We start from the raw sequence: 20,293 nt of genomic DNA, 5'->3' as shown, positions 1-20,293 counted from the left end.
CGCCCCGATGACCGACCGTCTGTCGCGCCGTACGCTGCTGGGCACCGCCGGAGCCGTCGGCGTCGGAGCCACGGTGGGCGGGCACATCCCAGCCATGGCCGCACCCCAGCCCCCCGCCTCCACCGCTCCCGCCCGCGCCGCCCTGGAGCGCCTGCTCCCGGACCACGCGGGCCAGTTCCACCTCGCCGCACTCGAGGCCGGCGGCGGCCCCGACCGCTTCCGCGTCGACGGCGCCACCGGCCGCATCGAGGTCACCGGGACGAGCCCCGCCGCCGCCCTCACCGGCGTCCACTGGTACCTCAAGTACGTCTGCGGGGCGCACATCTCCTGGTCGGGCACCCAGCTCGGCCTCCCCCGGCAGCTCCCCGCACCCCGTGCTCCCCTGGAGCGTTCGGCCACCGTCCCGCACCGGTTCGCGTTCAACGACACCCACGACGGCTACACCGCGCCGTACGCCGACTGGCCCCGCTGGGAACGGATGATCGACGTACTCGCCCTGCACGGTTGCAACGAAGTACTGGTCACGACCGGCCAGGAGGCCGTCTACCAACGCCTGCTCAAGGATTTCGGTTACTCCGACACCGAGGCCCGCGCCTGGCTGCCCGCCCCCTCCCACCAGCCGTGGTGGCTCCTGCAGAACATGAGCGCGTACGGCGGCCCGCTCTCCTCCGGGCTCATCGCCACCCGTGCCGACCTCGGCCGGCGCATCACCGGCCGCATGCGCGAGCTCGGCATGGAGCCGGTCCTCCCGGGCTACTTCGGCACCGTCCCCGACGGTTTCGCCGCCCGCAACCCCGGCGCCCGTACCGTGCCGCAGGGCACCTGGGCCGGCCTGCGCCGCCCCGACTGGCTCGACCCGCGCACCACCGCCTTCCGCGAGGTCGCCGCCGCCTTCTACCGCCACCAGTCCGCACTCTTCGGCCCGGTCCGCCACTTCAAGATGGACCTCCTCCACGAGGGCGGCTCGGCGGGCGACGTACCCGTCCCCGAGGCCGCCCGCGCCGTCGAGACGGCCCTGCGGGCCGCCCGCCCCGGGGCCACCTGGGTGATCCTCGGCTGGCAGGCGAACCCCCGCCGCGACCTGCTCGACGCGCTCGACAAGAAGCACCTCCTGGTCGTCGACGGCCTGTCCGACCTCGACACGGTCACCGACCGCGAGAAGGACTGGGGCGGCGCCCCGTACGCCTTCGGCACCATCCCGAACTTCGGCGGCCGTACGACGATCGGCGCCAAGACACACCTGTGGACCGAGCGCTTCACCGCCTGGCGCGACCGGCCGGGGTCGGCCCTCGTCGGCACCGCCTACATGCCGGAGGCCGCCGAGCGCGATCCGGCGGCGCTGGAGCTGTTCTCGGAGCTGGCGTGGCGCCGCGAGGCGGTGGACCGTGAGAAGTGGTTCGAGGGGTACGCCGACCTGCGGTACGGCGGCCGGGACGCGGGCGCCCGCGCCGCGTTCGCCGCGCTGCGCGAGACGGCGTACCGCATCACGAGCCGCGACGGCCGCCCGCACGACTCGGTCTTCGCGTCCCGCCCCAGCCTGTCCGCCGCGTCGGGCACGCACTACTCGACGCACACGCCCGCCTTCGACCCGGCGGACTTCGACAAGGCCTTCGGCGCGCTGCTCGGTGTACGGGAGCCGCTGCACCGCTCGGACGCGTACCGCTACGACCTGACCGACCTGGGCCGCCAGGCGCTCGCCAACCGCTCCTGGCAGCTGCTGCCGCAGCTGAAGGCGGCGTACGAGCGGCGCGACCTGTCCACCTTCCGCGCCCTTTCCTCCCTCTGGCTCAAGCTGATGCGGCTGAGCGAGGACATGTCGGGGTCCCACCGGGCGTTCCTGCTCGGGCCGTGGATCGAGGACGCGAAGCGTCCGGCGGCCTCGCCCGCGGAGTCGGAGCAGCTGGAACGGACAGCGCGCGTGCTCGTCACGACCTGGGCCGGCCGCCCCACCGCCGACGAGGGCCGCCTCGCCAACTACGCCAACCGCGACTGGCAGGGCCTCATCGGCGACTTCCACCTCCCGCAGTGGCAGGCGTACCTGGACGAGCTGGAGGATTCGCTGGCGGCGGACCGGGCGCCGAAGACCTTCGACTGGTACGCGGTCGAGGAGCCGTGGACGCGCGAACGCAGGACGTACCCGCTGCGCCCGCCGAACGACGCCCACCGCACGGCGCGGCGCGTCCACGACGTGCTGGCCCGTGCGCCCTACCAGGGCACGGTCACCGTCACCGCCGCCCCGGCCGCTTTCCCGCCGGGCGGCTCGGCGGTGCTCACCGCGGTCTTCCGCAACGTCAACGGCCTGCGGGCGACCGGCCGCGTCGACTTCGCGCTCACGGGCGTCGAGGCGCGGCCGCAGGGCCCGGAGTCGCTGGCGTCGGTACCGGCGGCGGGCTCGGGGTCGGCGTCCTGGCGCGCGAAGGCGCCCGCCGGGCCGCTGACGGCCCCGCTGAAGCCGGTGCCGTACGAGCTAACCACGTCGTACGGTCCGCGTGGCGAGCCGCGCGTCACCACGGTGAGGCAGGGCGGTCTGTACGTCGCCGGGCCGCTCGGCACGGGCTGGCGGACGTACACGAACAACGGCGGGGTCTTCGGGCAGCTGGAGGGCCGGTACGGGATCAACGGCGGCGGCCAGGACCTGTGGAAGGCCACCGCGGAATTCGGCGCGCTGTACCGGGAGGGGGCGCTGCGGGACGGTGGCGGCGTCACGGTGCGGGTGGACGCGCAGGAGGTGACGGGCGCGTGGGCACGCGCCGGTATCGCGGTCCGCGACAGCCTCGGCACGCCGGGGGCGCCCGGCTTCCTCAACCTCGCGGTGACTCCGGCGAACGGTGTGGTGCTGTCGTACGACACGAACGGCGACGGCACTCTGGACGCGTATCAGCGCGTCACGGGGGTGAAGGCACCGGCGCTGCTGCGGCTTTCGCGCGCGGGCGACGCGTACGCGGCGGAGTGCTCGACGGACGACGGGGCGACGTGGCGAACGGTGGGGAGGGCGGAGGTGCGGGGCGCGGCGGCGGGGGCGCAGGACGCGGGCATGTTCATGAGCGCGGCGCACGGGGGGAGTGGGGCGCGGGGGACGGTGGAGTTCAGCGGGTGGGAGACGTCCTGACGCGGGGCGGCGGACATGTGGGGGCGGGGGTCCTCGAACGCCGGAGGGCTGGAGAGTCCCGCCGGCCGGGGGCGTGCCCGCCGAGCGGCAACCGCAGCCCGTCCGGCGTCGAGGACCTGCCCGCAGGCGACCCGGGGGCACGGCGGCCCGCCCCCGGTTTCGGGAAGGGGCGGATGGGGACAGCGCTGCAGGCAACCCGCAGCAGTACGGCCCACCGCACGGCCGTCCGCCCACCAACCCCCTCCCGAGGTGACCATCCGACGATTCGCTCGTTTTGCTGAACGTGCGCCCACAGGATGTTGTCATCAGCCGCCCTGTCCCCGACCCCATCGACGTCGAGCAGGCCGAGGCCGCGCTCGTCGAGCACTATCCGCGGCTCGTGCGGCTGGCGTACCTCGTGCTGCCGCCGCGGCTCGGCCGCAACCGCCGTGTCCTGACCGCCCATTCGCTCGCGCAGCGCTCGCTGCCGCGCAGCCGCACCCCGGGCGTCGCCGCGGGCCTCCCCCTGCCCCGCCGCACCGGAGGCGCCTCCGTCGATCCGGGTTACGTGTACGTACGGCAGCGGGTGCTGCGCCAGGCGCTGGAGGCCGGGCTGCCGCTGCGCCGCTGGGCCTGGCCCAAGCGGGCGCAGCTGCCGCCGCTGCTGCCGCAGGTGTGGGGGTTGCGGCTGTTCCCGCGCTCCGGCGGGGCCGACGAACTCGCCCTGGACCAACGGCTCTCGGCGCTCAGCGGCCCCGCCCGGGCCGCGTACGTACTGCGCGGTCTGGAGCGGATGCAGGACGCGGAGGTGGCGCAGGCGCTGACCGCGACCGGGGTGAGCGACCCGCACGCGGCGCTCGCCGAGGCGGACACGGTGGAAGCGCCGGGCGGCGCGAGCGTGGCCGCGCTGCTCGGGTCCGGGGAGTTCGACCCGTGTTCGCTGCAGGCCAGGCCGACCGACCTGATGCGGCGCAGGCAGCACGCGAAGGCCGCGCTCGCCGCGACGGCTGCCGTGGTCGTGTGCGGGGCGCTGCTCGGGCTGCCGGGCGAGGGATGGGGTCCCGACGGCGCCGCCGCGCCGGCGTACGCCCGTAACCCCGCGTCCGAGCGCGCGCTCGATCCGTCGAAGACGGTTCGCGTCGGCGCCGAGGTGTGGAAGCGGTCCTCCCGTTTCGACTTCTCCGCCTGGCCGGCCCGCGGCGGCCTCACCGGCGACAAGGCGCTGCTGCGCCGCGCTCTCGCCGTCTGGGCCAGGCCCGGCCCCTCGGTGCAGACCTCGGCGACCCCCGCCACTCCGGTGGGCCCCCCGATGGGCCCGCCGCAACTGTTGTTCGCGGGCGATGTGGACCAGGCGCGAGTGGTGCTGCTGTACGACGGCCTGCGCGTCGTCCGGTACGCCGAGCCGCGCGACGGCACGGCGGGCGCGGCGCTCGACTTCGCCCGCGTGGACGGCGCGGACTCGGCTGCGGCGAACGCGCTGGTGGTGGGCCGCACCGACGGCAATGTCCGGTATCTGACCGCCCCGTGGGTGCGTTCGGCGTCCGTACGGGATCTGCTCGACCCGGCCGGGGTCCCCGCGCCGCTGAAGCGCACGGCGGCGGGGGTGACGGACCCGCTGGTGAGCCCCGCGCAGGCGCCTGACTGCCGTTCCTGGGACGCGCTCGAACTGCGCGACGACATGGGCCCGCGCCTGATGACCGACCTCGGCGAACTGGCCCCGGCCCGGCTGACCTCGGGCCCGCCGTCGGCGCCGCGCGATGTGAGCGGTCCCGAGGAGAGGGCGCGCTGGGCCCGTACGGCGTGCCTGCTGCCCGTGGTGCGTTCGAACGGCGTGCGCAGCGTGAACGCGTGGGCGTTCGCCGAACAGCCCCTCCCCGAGGACAACGGCACCGCCGCCTGGCTCTGCACCCGCGCGGAGACGTGGCGGGGTACGGGCAGCCGGGTGCTGGCCCAGTTCCAGGCACCGTCCGCGCGGAAGGGGGCGCCGGGCGCGATCGCGGCGCGCGCCGAGCACTCGCCGGCGTGCGGGGCACGTGATCCGCGGGTGCTGGCGGGGGTGCTGTGGAAGTCGCGGGGCGGGAACTGGTACGTACTCGCCGCCGGCAGCGGGCAGTTCACGTCGGTCACCGCCTCGGGCGGCGTGCGGGGCACCGCACGCGGCAATCTCCTGGCCGTACGGGCGAAGGCGGGCGCACAGGCGGAACTGGAGGGGCGCGTGGTGAACGGGGCGCGGGTCGGGGCCCTGCGGTAGGGCGGCGCGGCCCGGCGGCCCGCCCCGCGAGAAACCCGGCGCACGACCCTGTTGCCAAGGTCGTACCCGTCAGTACATTGACGCCATGTCTAATACGCAGCAGGGGCCCTCACCGGCCGCGATCGCGTCCGAGCGGACGCCGCTCAAGGCCCGCAAGGTCTCCTTCGAGTGGGACGGCACACCTCTCCACTGGGTCCCGGGCGACCCGTTCACCACGCACACCATCAACGTGCTGCACCTGCTGCTTCCGGCGGGCGAACGCTGGTTCGTCCACGTCTACAAGCAAGTGCTGCCGTACATCCACGACGACCGCCTGCGCGAGGACGTCATCGGCTTCATCGGCCAGGAGGCCATGCACTCCCAGGCCCACGACGACGTACTCCCGCACCTGAAGAGGCTCGGGCTCGACCCGACGCCGTACACCGCCCAGGTCGACTGGCTCTTCGAGAAGCTCCTCGGCGACCGCACCCTGCCGCCCGGCAGGGCCCGGAAGTGGTGGCTGATGGAACGGGTCGCGATCATCGCCGCCATCGAGCACTACACCGCGTTCCTCGGCGACTGGGTCCTCAACGCCGACGAGCTGGACCGGCGCGGCGCCGACCCGACGATGCTCGATCTGCTGCGCTGGCACGGCGCGGAGGAGGTCGAGCACCGGTCCGTCGCCTTCGAGCTCTTCATGCACGTCGACGGCGGCTACCGGCGCCGCGTGCGGACCTGGGCGACCGCCTTCACCGCGCTGGTCTTCCTCTGGCAGCGCGGGGCGCGGTTCTTCATGGAGAACGACCCGACCCTCCCCGAAGGCAGGGCCACCTTCAAGGAGCTCGTACGCGGCGGCCGGGAGGGCGTGCTGCCCGCGACCGGCGACATCGTCCGCTCCGTCCCCCGCTACCTCAGCCGTACGTACCACCCCTCCCAGGAAGCCAGCACGGCCCAGGCCGTGGCCTACCTCGCGAACTCACCGGCCGCCACCGGCCGTACCGCCACCACCGGAGGTTCCTGACATGCCCCGCGTACGCACGATCGTCCTCGCCACGGGCGCCGCCCTGCTGGCGCGGCGGGCCCTGCGGCGACGCATCAGGCGCTCCCCGCTGTGGCCGATGCCGGCCCTGGAGAACCCCGTCTCCGGTACCCGTGCCTCGCGCGCCCCCTCGTCCCTGCGCCTCCTCGTCACCGGCCGTGCCGCACCGGCCGACGGCGTCGTCGAACTGCACCTGGAGGCACTGGACACGGCGGACCTCCCCGCCTGGACCCCCGGCGCGCACGTCGACCTGGTCCTGCCCTCCGGACAGGTGCGCCAGTACTCGTTGTGCGGCGATCCGGCCGACCGCAGCACGTACACCCTCGCCACCCGCCTCGTCGAGGACGGCCGGGGCGGCTCCCGCGAGGTGCACGAGCAGCTGCACGAGGGCTCGGAGGTAGAGATCCGCGGCCCGCGCAACCGCTTCCCCCTGACCGAGGCCCCCTCGTACGTCTTCGTCGCGGGCGGCATCGGCATCACGCCCGTCCTGCCGATGCTGCGCGCGGCCGAGGCCGCCGGGGCGGACTGGAAGCTCCTGTACGGCGGCCGCAGCCGCGCCTCGATGCCGTACATCGGGGAGATCGAGAAGCTGGCCGCGCCGGAACGCGTGACGATCGTCGCCGAGGACGAGTCAGGCCTCCCGGACGTGCCGGCGGCCCTGGCCGGCGCCGCCGAGGGCACCGCCGTCTACTGCTGCGGCCCCGACCCCCTGATGGCAGCCGTCGCCGAGTCCCTCCCGGCCGGCTGCACCCTCCACCTGGAGCGCTTCACGCCGGGCGCCCCGGCCGGCGGCCCCGGCGGCGCCTTCGAGGTGGAACTCCGCCGCACCGGCCGCACCGTGACCGTCCCGGCCGGCGGCACGGTGCTGGCCGCCGTCCGCCCCGAGGTCCCGGACGTCTCGTACTCCTGCGAACAGGGCTTCTGCGGTACGTGCCAACAGCGCGTCCTGGAGGGCGAGATCGACCACCGCGACGAGCTGCTGACGGACTCGGAGCGCGACGGCTCGATGCTGATCTGCGTCTCGCGGGCGTACGGAGAGCGCCTGGTCCTGGATATGTGACCCGCGGCGGCGGCTACGCTGCTCGTATGACGACCGGGGTGCGCCGAAGGATGGGCGTCGAGGAACGCAGGCAGCAGCTGATCAGCGTCGCACTGGAGCTGTTCAGCCACCGCTCGCCCGAAGACGTGTCGATCGACGAGATAGCGGCCGCCGCAGGCATCTCGCGCCCGCTCGTCTACCACTACTTCCCCGGCAAGCAGAGCCTGTACGAGGCCGCGCTGCGGCGGGCCGCCGACGAGCTCGCCGGGCGGTTCGTCGAGCCGCGCGAAGGGCCGCTGGGTGTCCGTCTGTTGCGCGTGATGGGGCGCTTCTTCGACTTCGTCGACGACCACGGCCCCGGCTTCTCCGCCCTGATGCGGGGCGGCCCGGCCGTCGGTTCGTCGACGACGAACGCCATGATCGACGAGGTACGGCAGGCGGCGTACGAGCAGATCCTCGCGCACCTCGGGGTCACCGAACCCCCGGCCAGGCTGGCGATGGTCGTACGGTCGTGGGTGTCGCTGGCCGAGTCGACGGCGCTGATCTGGCTGGACGGGAGGGAGATCCCGCGCGCGGAGCTGGAGTTGCAGCTCGTGCACGACTTCGCGGCGCTGGCGGCGGTGAGCGCGGCGTACGACGCGGAGATGGCCCGGATCCTGTTGGGCATCCTCGCGCTGGAGCCGGCCGACGGGCTGTTCGGTGATCTCATCGTGCGGCTGGCCGCCCTGGCTCCCGGCGCGGAGCCGGAGACCGTACCCGCTCAGCGCCCGCCGTCACCGTAGTGGACGGTGACGTCCTTGAAGCCGAGTGAGCGCAGCAGGCCCTGGAGCATGCTGGTGGTGTTCTTCTCGGCGCGTACGGCCAGTTCGCTCTCCTCGGCGGCCTCGCCGATGTGACGGGCGGCGAGACGGTTCACGGCGCGCTCGTCGGCCGGGTTGTCGGAGAAGAAGTCCCCGAGCCGGTCGAGCAGCCCCCGCTCCTTGGACACGGCGTACGAACGGTCCGCGTCCAGGGCCGGCTTCCCGAGCCGCGCGTGCGGCAGCCGCAGGGTGGCGGCGGTCCGGTCCTCGTTCACGGTGACCTGCCCCTCCCCCACCTTGCCGAGGTCGACGTACGCGCCGACGGTGCCGGCGCCGACGTACAGCGTGCGGGTGCCGCGGACGGCGTCGGGGAGGAACTTGGCGTCCTTCTCCAGGTCGACGACGACCTGGAAGTTGCCGGACGCCGCCTCGTAACGGCTCATGTCCTGGATGGACTTCAGGAGGGCGGGGCCCGACCGGTCGTGGGTCTCCTCGCCGAAGAAGTCGTCGAGGTCCGGCAGCAGACTGAGCCTGCTGCCGGCGAACAGCAACGCCACCACGACCGCGAGCACGCCTGCCGCCTTGGCCCAGCCGGGCAGGCGACTGCGGCGGGGGGACTTGCCGGGCCGCCGCTGTCCGGCGTCGGTGAGAGTCATACGGTACGGATTCCCCCGTACCCCTTGGTCACTCAGCGCTTGCGGTACGACGCCTCGAGGTCGCGCACTTCGGCGGAGAGATGCAGCTCGGCCGTCCCGTCGGCGGGCTTGACGTACTGGGCGGCCAGATCGAGGGCGGCGGCCGAGAGCCGCGCCTTCACCTCGGGGGTGCGGCCGGGCAGGAGGGCGATGCCTATGTGCACGAGGGCGTGGCCGGTGGCCGCGTCGGCGACCACTGTCTCGTCGGCGCGGCGGAACCGCGTCTTGCAGGCGGCGAGCCCGGTGTCGACGATGTCGACGACGAGCGGGTGGAGGGCGAGCGCGAAGCCGCGGCGGTCGAAGGCGTCCGCCAGGGAGTCGGAGTAGTCGACAGTGATCTGCGGCATGGGCACACTCCGGGTCCGGTGCGAGGTCAGGGCTGTCCTGGCCACCCTTACGGTGATCCGCATGACGACACAAGTGGGCTTCCGCCTGGCGGACTCCGAAGGCGGCGCCGACCTCGCCCGGCTGGTCGCCCTCCACGACGGGGCCGCCCTGTGGATGCGGAGCCGGGGCATCGAGCAGTGGCAGCCGGGCGCGAAGGACGAGGAGCACTTCCGGTTGCGGATGAAGGAGGGGGAGGTGTGGCTGGCCGAGGTGGGCGGTGTGACGGTCGGGGCGTACGAACTGTGGTGGGACGACGAGCCCGCCTGGGGGCCCCGGCCGCCGGAGGCGGGGTACGTACACCGTCTGATGACCGACCGCACCGCCGCGCCGCCGGGGCTCGGCCGTGTGATGCTCGCGCGGGCGGAGCGGCGGATCGCCGGGGCCGGGCGGGAACTGGCCCGGCTCGACTGCCTGACGTCGAACCCGCGGCTGCGGACGTACTACGAGGCGGCGGGCTACCGGGTGGTGGGCGAGCAGCCGGCCAAGGTTGGGGGGCCGGGCGGGGTTTCGTACGGGGTGATGCTGCTGGAGCGGCGGCTGTAGTGGTACCCGGACGGGCGCCGGTCGGGCCCTCGGACGCCGGACGGGCCGGCAGGCTCCCGCTGAGCGGGGCCCGACGGCCCGTCCGGACGTCCGGGACAGGGAGGCAGGGGGGAAGCCCCGCAGGGCGCCCACCTACCCCTTGGTGAACACGGCGACCGTGCGGGCGGGGACCGTGAAGGTGCCGGTTGCCGGGTCGTACGCCGACTTCCTGACCGTCGCGTCCGCGCCTGCCGCCTGCACCGGGTGCAGCGCGTACGGCGTGTCCGCGAGGGCGGTGACCTTCTGCTCCTGATTCGACGGGGTCGCGTTGAAGACCACGACCAGGTCGCCCGCGCGCATGGTGATCACGCCGGGTGTCTCCTCCTTGCCCGACAGCGGGAAGGAGACCGCCTTCTGCACCTGGTCCGCCGACGCGAGGCCGAAGGTCTTCTCCGTCGTACGAATCTTCAGCAGATCCTCGTACGCCGCCGACGCGCCCTCGATGTCCCCGCAGTCCGGGGTCGGCCCCGGGGCCGTCAGCAGGGGCTTGGAGTAGGACCACTTGCTCTTGTTGTCGGTCGCTGGCGGCAGGCCCCGGCCGAAGCCGTTGCCGTCACGGCAGTCCCAGTGGATCGCGTTGAACCAGTCGCCGCTGTCGTAGGAATTGCGGTCCAGGGACTTGGAACGCAGGAGGTCCGTTCCCGCCTGGGACAGTGCCGGGCCCTGCGAGAGCGCCGCCGTGGCCATCGCCAGGACCTGCATGCGCGAGCGGTCGGCGGCCGGGGTGGCGCGCGGCAGCTTGAAGGCGAGCGCGTCGTAGAGGGTCTCGTTGTCGTGGGCGTCGGCGTAGGCGAGGGCGTCGCCGGGGGCCGCCGCGTAACCGGCCGGGGCGCCGTTGTAGTCGACCTCGGAGCCCTTGACCGTACGGCCGGCCGTGTCGGTGAAGGTGTACGCCGCCAGGTTGCCGGTCAGGCCCACCTTGATCAGGTCCTGGTAGTGGAGGAGGCGGGCCTTCTGCTCGGCCGGCGTGCCGTTCGCGGTCGAGGAGTTGGGGTCGGTGTGGAGGCCGGAGGCGAAGCCCTGCACGCCCGGGTCCTCGTCGAACGGCCCGCCGCCGCGCACCGCGTCCCGCGCGCGGTCGGAGAACGTGGCGATGCCGGTGCCGGCCATGTTCTTCTGGGTGGCCTGTTCGAAGCGGGCGTCGTCGGCGATCTCGCCGAAGTTCCATCCTTCGCCGTACAGGACGATCTTCTTGCCGTCGACGCCGTCGCGGGCGAGGGTCAGCTCGTCCAGCGCCTTGCGCACGGCCAGGATGTTCGCCTTCGGGTGGTGGCCCATGAGGTCGAAGCGGAAGCCGTCGACCTTGTAGTCCTTGGCCCAGGTGACGACGGAGTCCACGACGAGCTTGCCCATCATGGCGTTCTCGGGCGCGGTGTTGGCGCAGCAGGTGGACGTGGCCACGCTGCCGTCGGCCAGCAGCCGCTGGTAGTAGCCGGGGACGATCTTGTCGAGTACGGACTTGTCCGCCTGGCCCGACGCGACCGTGTGGTTGTAGACGACGTCCATGACCGTGCGCAGGCCGGAGTTGTTCAGGCCCTGGACCATCTGACGGAACTCCACCGTGCGGCGGGTGCCGTCGGGGTCACTGGCGTACGAGCCCTCCGGGACGGTGTAGTGCAGCGGGTCGTAGCCCCAGTTGTACGCGTCTTTCGCCGCCGCCTTCGCCACGCACGCCTGCTGCTCCTCGGAGTCGGGCGCGTACACGGCGAGGTCGCAGGCGGGGCGCTGTTGGTCGGTCTTCTTCTCGGGGATGGTGCCGATGTCGAAGACGGGGAGGAGGTGGACGTAGGAGGTTCCCGCCTCGGCCAGCTTGTCGAGGTGCTTCATGCCCTTCGAGCCGCGGTCGGTGAAGGCGAGGTACTCCCCCGGGTGCTTCGCGGTGCGGTCGGCGACCGAGAAGTCCCTGACGTGCAGCTCCTGGATCTGCGCGTCGCGCAGCGGGGTCGCGGCCGGCTTCTTGAGCGCCTGCCAGCCCTTGGGGGCCAGCTTCGGGTCGGTGAGGTCGACGACGAGGCTGCGGGCCGAGTCGGCGGTGAGGGCGGTCGAGTAGGGGTCGGTGACCTTGTTGGTGACAACCTTCTGGACGCTGGGCGCCCAGACCTTCACGGCGTAGCGGTACGGCTTGCCCGACCATGCCGTGGTGCCGGTGACGGACCAGACGCCGCTGCGGTCGTCGCGCCGCATCGGGACGGTCCTGCCGTCGAGTTCGAGGGAGACGTGCTGGGCGGTCGGAGCCCAGAGGGACAGGGCCGGGCGGCCCTTGCGGAAGACCGGGCCGAGTGACGCCCCGGTGGCCGCCGCGCTGTACGTGTCGTCGAGTACGCCCGGCAGCTGCACGCCCGTGGCGGCGAGCAGCGCGCCGTTCGCGGCCCGCTGGGTGGCGATGATCTGGCCGCGCAGGGACTCGCGCACCCGGTCCCGGTCGCGCGGGTCGACCGTGAACGCCGGGTAGTCCTTGAGGTGCGGGTACTTCGCCTTCTGCGCGTCGGTGAGGCCGGAGGGGGAAAGGCGCAGCCAGCGGCCCTCGTCGGAGAGCGCCCCGTCGACGACGGAGATGCCGCCGTCGCGGGCGTACACGAGCTGCTGGCTGGTGGCGTCGGTGGCCTTCACCTTCCAGACGACCGTGTCCTTGTCGATCCACTGGGCCTCCGCCTTGCCCAGGTCGAGCGAGGCGGCCCCGGCGCTCTGCGGCAGCAGGTACTTCTGCTGCCCCGTCAGCATCCACACCTCGTGGCCGGAGGTGGCGAGGTCGAGGGACTGGTCGCTGGGGAGGTCCTTCTCGTCACCCTTGTGAAGGATGTAGCTGAGGGAGGTCGCGCCGTCGGCCAGTGGGACCTCGAAGGTCGCGCCGTACGCGTCCTTCTTCACCGGCAGCAGCGGCTTCGACCAGTCCGTGGGGTCCTTGGCGCCGGTCCAGGTGTGCAGGCCCCAGCCGTCGTAGTTCCCGTCGGGGCGCTGGTAGTGCAGGACCGCGCTGGTCTTGTTTTGGGGCGGGTACGCGCCGTCGGGGGCCTTGGTGGCCTGGCCGTCCTTGCCCTGTTCGATCCAGACCTCGCCGGTCTTCCCGAGTTCGACGGTGCGCTGCGGACCGTCCGCCGTGCCGCTCTTCTCGACGGTGTACGGGAGGGACGAGGCCCCCTCGGCGAGCTTGATCCAGGCGAAGGCGCCGTACGCGTCGCGGCCGGTGAAGGCGGCCGAGCGGTCCGCGGACTTCAGCTGCCAGCCGTCGTAGTCGCCGTCGGCGCGCTTGTAGTGGACGACGGCGTAGTCGCGCTCGACGGCCGTCGGCTTGTCCGGCGCGGGGGCCTGGCCCGCCGTCGTCGAGGCGAGGGCGCTCGCGGTGCGTCCGGCGCGGTCCACCACGACTGCCTTGTAGCGGAGGGTGGTTCCTGCCTTCACCCCACGGTCCAGGTGCTGGGTGACCTTGTACGGGGCGTGGTCGGCGGAGCCGAGCGTGCGCCACTTGCCGTTGCCGGTCCGGGCGGCGAAGACGACACGGTTCAGCTGCCCGCCGTCGACGTCCGCGCCGATCTCGACGGTGCCGGCGGCTCCGGCGGCCGGTGCCTTCAGGGTGATGGACGGCCGGGCCGCCGGGGCGGGGAGGGGCTCGGCCGCCCGGAGTACGACGGACGACAGGGCGGGCACGGTGACGGTCAGCTTCCGGCCTGTGTCACTGCGTACCGCGTCGGAAGCGCCGTACAGGGCACGGAAGTCGGTGCTCGCCGTCCCCACCGTCAGCTCGACGGTCCTGGGCTCGGCGCCGTTGTTCGCGGCGACGACGTACTCGGTCCCGCGCTTGGCGTCCGTACGGGAGAAGGCGTAGACCGGGCCCTCCGCGTGCAGCTGCTGCTGTACGCCGTCGCGCAGTGCGGGGTGGTCCCTGGTGAGTTCCGAGAGCTCGGCGATGGAGGTGTAGAGGGGGTGTTCGGTGTCGTACGCGTCGGAGGCGTGCGTACGGTCCGTCCCCAGCTGGTCGTCGTCGAGGTAGTCGGCCGTCTTCGACGCGAAGAGGGTCTGGCGGGCGTCCTTGTCGCCGCCCGCGCCCGTGAAGCCCTGCTCGTCGCCGTAGTAGACGACGGGGTTGCCGCGGGAGAAGAACATCAGCTCGTTGGCGAGGCGCGCGCGCTTCAGCAGCTCGGCGTCACCGGCCTTCGGATTGTCCTGCTTGAGGAAGGTCCCGATGCGGCCCATGTCGTGGTTGCCGGTGAAGGAGACCTGCTCGTAGGCGTTGGCCTTGCCGGTGGTGTAGCGGTAGTCCTCGGCGAAGACCTTGGCGAGCCTGCCGGCCGGCGCGCCCTGGGAGGCGTACGAGCGGGTGGCGTCCTGGAGCGGGAAGTCGAGGGTGGAGTCGAGGCGGCCCCGGGTGACGTACGGCGAGGTGACCGTGGTGTCGGCGGAGTAGACCTCGCCGAACATGAAGAAGTCGTCCCGGCCGTGCTGCGCGGCGTACGTGTCGAGGGCGGTCGCCCACTGCGTCCAGAAGTCCAGGTCGACGTGCTTGACCGTGTCGATGCGGAAGCCGTCGATGTCGAAGTCGCGGACCCACTTCTGGTAGATCTTCGCCATGCCGTCGACGACCTCGGGGCGCTCGGTCCACAGGTCGTCGAGCCCGGAGAAGTCGCCGTACTCGGAGCTTTCGCCCGCGAAGGTGGAGTCGCCCCGGTTGTGGTACATCGTCGGGTCGTTGAGCCAGGCCGGGACCTTCTTCTCGGCCGTGGGGCGCTTCGGGGTGTACGGGAAGGAACCTGCGTCGGTCTTGCCCGGTCCCTCGCGGTCGTCGAAGGGCCTGCCGGACGTGTCGAGGTAGGGGTACGCGCCCTTGGGGCGGTAGCCGTACTTCTTCTCGGCGTAGTCGACGGTGTCGGCGGTGTGGTTGGTGATGACGTCGAAGAAGACCTTCATGCCCTTGGCGTGGGCCTTGTCGATCAGCTTCTCCAGGTCGGCGTTGGTGCCGAAGTGGGGGTCGACCTGGGTGAAGTCGGTGATCCAGTACCCGTGGTAGCCGGCGGAGGCGTCCTTGCCGGTGCCCTGCACGGGCTTGTTCTTGAAGATCGGCGCCATCCAGATGGAGGTGGTGCCGAGGTTCTTGATGTAGTCGAGCTTCTGGGTGAGGCCCCTGAGGTCGCCGCCCTGGTAGAAGCCCTTGTCGGTGGGGTCGTATCCCGTTTCGAGACGCGAGCCGGTGAGCCCGCCCCTGTCGTTGGCCGTGTCGCCGTTCGCGAACCGGTCGGGCAGTACGAAGTAGAACTGCTCGCGGGTCAGGTCGTGCCGCGCGGGCTCGGCGGCGAGTGCCTTGTCCGAAGGCGGCGCGGAGGGCTTGGCGGCGGCGGCCGGTACGGCGGGCGCGAGTGCGGCGCACAGCGCCACGCTCACGACGCCGACGGCCGCTCTTCGCAGGGGCGGGCGTATCACAGCGGGAACTCCTCGGTGGTACGGGCGGAACGGAGAAGGGGACGGGGTCAGTTGCGCCAGGTGTCGTTCAGCGTGACCTTGCCGCTCGCGGGGACGGTGGCGGTGCGGTTGGCACCGCTCTCCCACGTCACCGCGCCGGCGGCGTCCTTGCGGAGGTACTTGTACTCGAACGACGTTCCGGCGGACAGTGCGACGTCGAGCTTCCACACCGGGTAGCCCGCCGGGTCGAGCTTGACGGCGCCGGCGGTGTTCCAGTTGCCGAGCGCGGCCTGGTTGCCGGTGACGTAGATGTTCTGGCCGAGCGTGGTGGTGGCGTTGACGTTGAACGAGGCGCCGGCGGTGACCGGCGTCGGGTCGGTGCCGCCGCTGCCGCAGGTCTTGGCGTTCACGTGCAGCGCGACGGCCGTGTTGGCGCCGAGGGTGGCCGTGAACTGGCCGGAGCTGTCGACCGTCACGGCGGTGTTCTTCTGGATGTCGCAGTAGGTGCCGGCCGCCAGCGAGGTCTGGAAGGTGCGGGTCAGCGAGGAGCCTTCGTGGTTGATGGCCACGTACGCCTTGTCACCGCGGCCGAAGGCGATCTGGTCACCGCCGTTGTCCCACCAGTTCGTGACGCCCTGACCGCGCGCCACGTTCCGGAAGCCGACCATGCTCTTGATCTCGGTCCAGCTGTGCTGGCACTTCCACCCGTCGCTGTAACAGGCGTTCACCGTGCCCCCGCTGGGCGGGCCCGCCTCCTTGTCCGACCACTCGTAGCCGGAGTGGACATCCGGGGAGCCGTAGGGCCAGGCCAGCATGAAGACACTGGCGAGGGTGTAGTTGGCGCCGTCCTTGTAGTTGAGGGTGTCGCCGCCGCGCTCGGTGTCGTGGTTGTCCACGAAGACGGCGGACTTGCCGCTCTCCATGAAGCCCCAGCCCTCGCCGTAGTTCTTCAGGTTCGCGAGGTTCTCGTTGTTGAAGACCTGCTTGAGGCCCCGGCCGTACCGGAACTCCTGCACGTCGCCCGAGCCCAGGTACTCGCTCGGCGAAACCGCCTCGCCCGCGCCGTGGATCGCCTCGTGCTTCCAGTACACGCCCGGGTTGTTCAGCCGGGACTTGATGTTGGCGAGGTCCGCGGCCGGCATGTGCTTGGCCGCGTCGATGCGGAAGCCGTCGACGCCCAGCGAGAGCAGGTCGTTCAGGTACGTCGCGATCCGGCCGCGCACGTAGTCCTCGCCGGTGTCCAGGTCGGCGAGGCCGACCAGCTCGCAGTTCTGTACGTTCCCGCGGTCGCCGTAGTTGCTTATCTGGGAGCGGCAGTCGTCCATGTCCGCGCCCGAGTAGGTCCCGGGGTAGTTGTACTTCTCGTACGACGAGCCGCCGGTGCCGGTCCCGTTGCCGGCCGCCATGTGGTTGATGACGCTGTCGGCGATGACCTTGACGCCCGCCGCGTGGCAGGCGCTGACCATGTTCGCGAACGCGGTGCGGTCACCGAGCCGTCCAGCGATCCTGTAGCTGACGGGCTGGTACGAGGTCCACCACTGGCCGCCCTGGATGTGCTCCTGCGGAGGGGATACCTGGACGAAGCCGTAACCGGCCGGTCCGAGGGTCCGCGTGCATTCCTGGGCGACCGAGTCGAACTTCCACTCGAAGAGCACCGCGGTGACGTCCTTGGTTCCGGGTGGGGCGGCCTGGGCGGACCCTGCGGGACCGGCCAGTGCTCCTGCGCCGACCGCGAGGGCGAGGGCGAGCGCGGCAGAAAGAGGTCTGCGAGCCATTAATTCCTCCTGCATGGGGGGAGGCGCGGGTGCGACGGTGCAGCCTCGCGCGGCAACGCGCCTTGCCCTCAAGGCTTGAATGTTCTTGCAGCAATTGTTGAAAACCTGCCGCGGGGCAGACCGTACGAGCCCTCACCTGCGGGGTCAACCCTTGTGACACACTCCGCTAACCTGCAGGAAAACTGTCAGATTTCTCCTTGCAAGCTCTTTCGCAAGTAATTGCGAAGCTGCTACGTTCTCCTCGACTCCGGCCCGGCCGGCCGGGGGTCCCGGCACGTCCGGGCCCCACGCGCCCGACCGGTCGGGTCGGGTACGACAGGGGGATCTCCGGACCCTCGAATCCCCGCGGCCCTACCTGGGCAGGCCCGGGGTTCCCCCTGCCGCCCCACCCCTCGGTGCCGTGTCGCGCTACGCGCGCCGCTGCGCCGTCGAGCCCCGTACCACCAGCTCCGGCTGGAACACGTACTCCGTACGCTGCACCGGGCTGCCGCCCAGCTCCTCCAGCAGCGCGCCGACCGCCGCCGTCGCCATCGCCTGCACCGGCTGGCGCACCGTGGTCAGCGGGGGGTTGGTGAAGGCGATCAGCTGCGAGTCGTCGAAGCCCACCACCGAGACGTCGTCGGGGACTTCCAGGCCGCGCTCGCGCGCCGCGCGGACGACGCCCAGCGCCATCATGTCGCTGCCGCACACGATGCCCGTGCACCCCTTGTCGAGCAGCGAACCGGCCGCGACCTGGCCGCCCTCGACGCTGAACAGGGTGTGCTGGACCAGGAGTTCGGCTTCGTCCCGGGGCGTGCGCAGCGTACTGCCGAGCGCGTCGACGAAACCCTCGCGCTTGCGGCGCGAGGGGACGTACCGCTGCGGGCCGACCGCGAGGCCGATCCGCTCGTGGCCCAGCTCGGCGAGGTGGCCGACGGCCATCCGCATCGCGGCATGGTCGTCCGGTGACACGAAGGGCGCACTGATCGCCTCGTTGTAGCCGTTGATGAGGACGAACGGGACCCCGCGCGCCGCCAGGTCGGCGTACCGCGCGGGATCGGCCGACAGGTCGGCGTGCAGCCCGGACAGGAAGACGATGCCGCCGACCCCCCGCTCCACCAGCTGCTCGACGAGTTCGTCCTCGGTGACCCCGCCGGGCAGCTGGGTACAGAGCACCGGTGTGTAACCGTGCCCGGCCAGGACCTGCTCGACGACCTGGGCGAACGCCGGGAAGATCGGATTGGTCAGCTCGGGCGTCACCAGCCCGATCAGGCCCGCGCTGCGCCGCCGCAGCCGCACCGGGCGTTCGTACCCCAGGACGTCGAGCGCCGCGAGCACCCGCTGGCGCGTGGTGTCCGCGACGCCCGGCTTGCCGTTCAGTACCCGGCTCACGGTGGCCTCACTGACGGAGGCGTGCTCCGCGATGTGCGCCAGCCGCGGCGCGGGGACGGTCACACCGTCCACCACACCGTGGTGTCGGCCGAGAGTTCGAAGTCGCCGTCCGTGTACGTGACTTCGCCGCTGGCGAGCAGGATGCGGCCGGGGGCGGGGATGCGCACGTCCGTGTCCGTCGTGTTGACCGTGCAGACGAAGCCCTCGCGGGCGAAGGCCACCACGCCGTCGGGGGCGTCCAGCCAGGCCACGTCCGTGCCCGCGCCGAGGCCGGGGTGGTCGCGGCGTACGGCGAGCGCGGAGCGGTACAGCTCCAGGGTCGAGCCCGGGTCGCCGGCCTGCGTCTCGACGCTCAGCTCCCCCCAGCCGGCCGGCTGGGGCAGCCAGCTGCCGCCCGCGCCGAAGCCGTGGGACGGCCCCCCGGCCGTCCACGGGATCGGCACCCTGCATCCGTCGCGGAAGCCGTCCTGGCCCTCCGCACGGAAGAACGACGGGTCCTGGCGGGCCTCGTCGGGCAGGTCGGTGACGTCCGGCAGCCCGAGCTCCTCGCCCTGGTAGACGTACGCCGAACCGGGCAGTGCCAGCATCAGCAGCGTCGCCGCGCGGGCGCGGCGCAGGCCCAGCTCACGGTCGCCGGGGGTACGGATCTGCGTGCCGAGGCCCGGCGGGTTGGCGAACCGGGTCGCGTGCCGGGTCACGTCGTGGTTGGACAGCACCCAGGTCGCGGGCGCGTCGACGGGCCGCATCGCGGCGAGCGACACGTCGATGACCTCGCGCAGCGCGGCCGCGTCCCACTCCGTGCCGAGGTACTGGAAGTTGAAGGCCTGGTGCAGCTCGTCGGGGCGGACGTAGTTGGCCGTACGCTCCACGGTCGGCGTCCACGCCTCGGCCACGCCGATGCGCTCGCCGGGGTACTCGTCGAGGATCTGCCGCCAGGAGCGGTAGATCTCGTGGACGCCGTCCTGGTCGAAGAACGGCATCACGTCGTTGCCGAGCAGCTTGAGCTGGTCGTGGCTGCCGAGGTCCGGCAGGCCGTCCGCCTTGACCAGGCCGTGCGCGACGTCGATGCGGAAGCCGTCGACGCCCATGTCGAGCCAGAAGCGCAGGATGGAGCGGAACTCGTCGGCGACGGCCGGGTGTTCCCAGTTGAAGTCGGGCTGCTCGGGCGCGAAGAGGTGCAGGTACCAGTCGCCGGGCGTGCCGTCCGGGTTCGCCGTACGGGTCCAGGCGGGTCCGCCGAAGATGGACTCCCAGTCGTTCGGCGGGAGCTCCCCGTCGGCGCCCTTGCCCGGCCTGAAGTGGTAGCGCTCGCGCAGGGCGGAGCCGGGGCCCTCCTTGAGGGCGCGCTTGAACCACTCGTGCTGGTCGGAGGAGTGGTTGGGCACCAGGTCGACGATGATGCGCAGGCCCAGGTCGTGGGCGTCGCGGATCAGGGCGTCGGCGTCGAGGAGGGTGCCGAACATGGGGTCGATGGCCCGGTAGTCGGCGACGTCGTAGCCGGCGTCGGCCTGCGGCGAGGCGTAGAAGGGGCTGAGCCAGACAGCGTCGACGCCGAGGTCCCGGAGGTACGGGAGGCGGCGGCGTACTCCTTCGAGGTCGCCCATGCCGTCGCCGTTGCCGTCGGCGAAACTGCGCGGATAGACCTGGTAGATCACCGCGTCACGCCACCATCCGGTGCGGTCTCCACCGGTGTTTCCACTGGTGCGGTTTCCGCTGGTGGGGGCGGTGGGAGCAGCGAGGTGCTGGGTCATGTCGTCCCTGGAAGTCATGGGGTGGGAGCGGCGGGCCGGCCGGGGGGGGGGGGCGCCCCCCGGATGGAGGGCCGGGGGGCGCGGGGGGGCGGCCCGGAAAGCGCCCCGCGGCACCCCCCGCCCCCCGGGGGGCGGGGGGGAGAGG

Annotated in this window: 12 protein-coding genes; 6 read left to right on the top strand and 6 right to left on the bottom strand. The window is 72.4% G+C overall.

What is annotated here, in order from left to right; genetic code table 11:
• The first annotated feature begins 7 nt into the window (after positions 1-7).
• From ACWIHY_RS23085 to ACWIHY_RS23065, 5 genes are all read left to right on the top strand, one after another.
• On the top strand, positions 8-3,109 hold the full coding sequence (locus ACWIHY_RS23085) for an alpha-N-acetylglucosaminidase (protein WP_454377549.1): 3,102 nt from the start codon (positions 8-10) through the stop codon (positions 3,107-3,109).
• 283 nt (positions 3,110-3,392) lie between these two features.
• Entirely contained in the window at positions 3,393-5,339 is a 1,947-nt protein-coding gene (locus tag ACWIHY_RS23080; RefSeq protein WP_454377548.1) for a hypothetical protein, read from the top strand.
• 85 nt (positions 5,340-5,424) lie between these two features.
• Positions 5,425-6,339 carry a metal-dependent hydrolase gene (locus ACWIHY_RS23075; RefSeq protein WP_454377547.1) on the top strand — a complete coding sequence of 305 codons (915 nt, stop codon included), beginning with the start codon at positions 5,425-5,427 and terminating at the stop codon, positions 6,337-6,339.
• A gap of 1 nt (position 6,340) precedes the next feature.
• Positions 6,341-7,417: a PDR/VanB family oxidoreductase gene (locus ACWIHY_RS23070; protein WP_454377546.1), complete on the top strand. Its 1,077-nt coding sequence runs from the start codon at positions 6,341-6,343 to the stop codon at positions 7,415-7,417.
• Between the two features lie 26 nt (positions 7,418-7,443).
• Positions 7,444-8,178 carry a TetR/AcrR family transcriptional regulator gene (locus ACWIHY_RS23065; RefSeq protein ID WP_454377545.1) on the top strand — a complete coding sequence of 245 codons (735 nt, stop codon included), beginning with the start codon at positions 7,444-7,446 and terminating at the stop codon, positions 8,176-8,178.
• Here the strand turns inward: ACWIHY_RS23065 and ACWIHY_RS23060 are convergent.
• The gene (locus tag ACWIHY_RS23060; RefSeq protein WP_454377544.1) at positions 8,157-8,852 is read right to left on the bottom strand and encodes a DUF4230 domain-containing protein; all 696 of its coding nucleotides are present in this window, start codon (positions 8,850-8,852) and stop codon (positions 8,157-8,159) included. The genes ACWIHY_RS23065 and ACWIHY_RS23060 overlap by 22 nt on opposite strands.
• A gap of 32 nt (positions 8,853-8,884) precedes the next feature.
• On the bottom strand, positions 8,885-9,238 hold the full coding sequence (locus tag ACWIHY_RS23055; RefSeq protein ID WP_454377543.1) for a 5-carboxymethyl-2-hydroxymuconate Delta-isomerase: 354 nt from the start codon (positions 9,236-9,238) through the stop codon (positions 8,885-8,887).
• 61 nt (positions 9,239-9,299) lie between these two features.
• Between ACWIHY_RS23055 and ACWIHY_RS23050 the strand changes: the two genes are divergently transcribed.
• A complete protein-coding gene (locus ACWIHY_RS23050; RefSeq protein ID WP_454377542.1) occupies positions 9,300-9,821 on the top strand; it encodes a GNAT family N-acetyltransferase in 522 nt (173 codons plus the stop codon).
• A 132-nt stretch (positions 9,822-9,953) separates the two neighbouring features.
• Here ACWIHY_RS23050 and pulA read toward each other — a convergent pair whose 3' ends face one another.
• The 4 genes from pulA to ACWIHY_RS23030 all read right to left on the bottom strand — a co-directional run bounded on the left by pulA (position 9,954) and on the right by ACWIHY_RS23030 (position 20,148).
• The gene (gene pulA / locus ACWIHY_RS23045; protein ID WP_454377541.1) at positions 9,954-15,272 is read right to left on the bottom strand and encodes a pullulanase-type alpha-1,6-glucosidase; all 5,319 of its coding nucleotides are present in this window, start codon (positions 15,270-15,272) and stop codon (positions 9,954-9,956) included.
• Positions 15,273-15,319: 47 nt separating this feature from the next.
• Entirely contained in the window at positions 15,320-17,026 is a 1,707-nt protein-coding gene (locus ACWIHY_RS23040; RefSeq protein WP_454377540.1) for a carbohydrate-binding module family 20 domain-containing protein, read from the bottom strand.
• A 408-nt stretch (positions 17,027-17,434) separates the two neighbouring features.
• Positions 17,435-18,472 carry a LacI family DNA-binding transcriptional regulator gene (locus tag ACWIHY_RS23035; protein WP_454377539.1) on the bottom strand — a complete coding sequence of 346 codons (1,038 nt, stop codon included), beginning with the start codon at positions 18,470-18,472 and terminating at the stop codon, positions 17,435-17,437.
• Complete coding sequence (locus ACWIHY_RS23030; protein WP_454377566.1) at positions 18,457-20,148, bottom strand: glycoside hydrolase family 13 protein; 1,692 nt, start codon at positions 20,146-20,148, stop codon at positions 18,457-18,459. Before ACWIHY_RS23030 ends, ACWIHY_RS23035 begins: the two co-directional genes overlap by 16 nt.
• Positions 20,149-20,293 lie beyond the last annotated feature (145 nt).

The sequence above is a fragment of the Streptomyces sp. NPDC055287 genome (assembly GCF_053646035.1).
This window is presented reverse-complemented; position numbering and strand designations above follow the sequence as displayed.

Coding starts and splice junctions, on each gene's coding strand:
- ACWIHY_RS23085 (WP_454377549.1), top strand. CDS start 8: ATGACCGACCGTCTGTCGCGCCGTACGCTGCTGGGCACCGCCGGAGCC.
- ACWIHY_RS23075 (WP_454377547.1), top strand. CDS start 5,425: ATGTCTAATACGCAGCAGGGGCCCTCACCGGCCGCGATCGCGTCCGAG.
- ACWIHY_RS23070 (WP_454377546.1), top strand. CDS start 6,341: ATGCCCCGCGTACGCACGATCGTCCTCGCCACGGGCGCCGCCCTGCTG.
- ACWIHY_RS23065 (WP_454377545.1), top strand. CDS start 7,444: ATGACGACCGGGGTGCGCCGAAGGATGGGCGTCGAGGAACGCAGGCAG.
- ACWIHY_RS23060 (WP_454377544.1), bottom strand. CDS start 8,852: ATGACTCTCACCGACGCCGGACAGCGGCGGCCCGGCAAGTCCCCCCGC.
- ACWIHY_RS23055 (WP_454377543.1), bottom strand. CDS start 9,238: ATGCCGCAGATCACTGTCGACTACTCCGACTCCCTGGCGGACGCCTTC.
- ACWIHY_RS23050 (WP_454377542.1), top strand. CDS start 9,300: ATGACGACACAAGTGGGCTTCCGCCTGGCGGACTCCGAAGGCGGCGCC.
- ACWIHY_RS23040 (WP_454377540.1), bottom strand. CDS start 17,026: ATGGCTCGCAGACCTCTTTCTGCCGCGCTCGCCCTCGCCCTCGCGGTC.
- ACWIHY_RS23030 (WP_454377566.1), bottom strand. CDS start 20,148: ATGACCCAGCACCTCGCTGCTCCCACCGCCCCCACCAGCGGAAACCGC.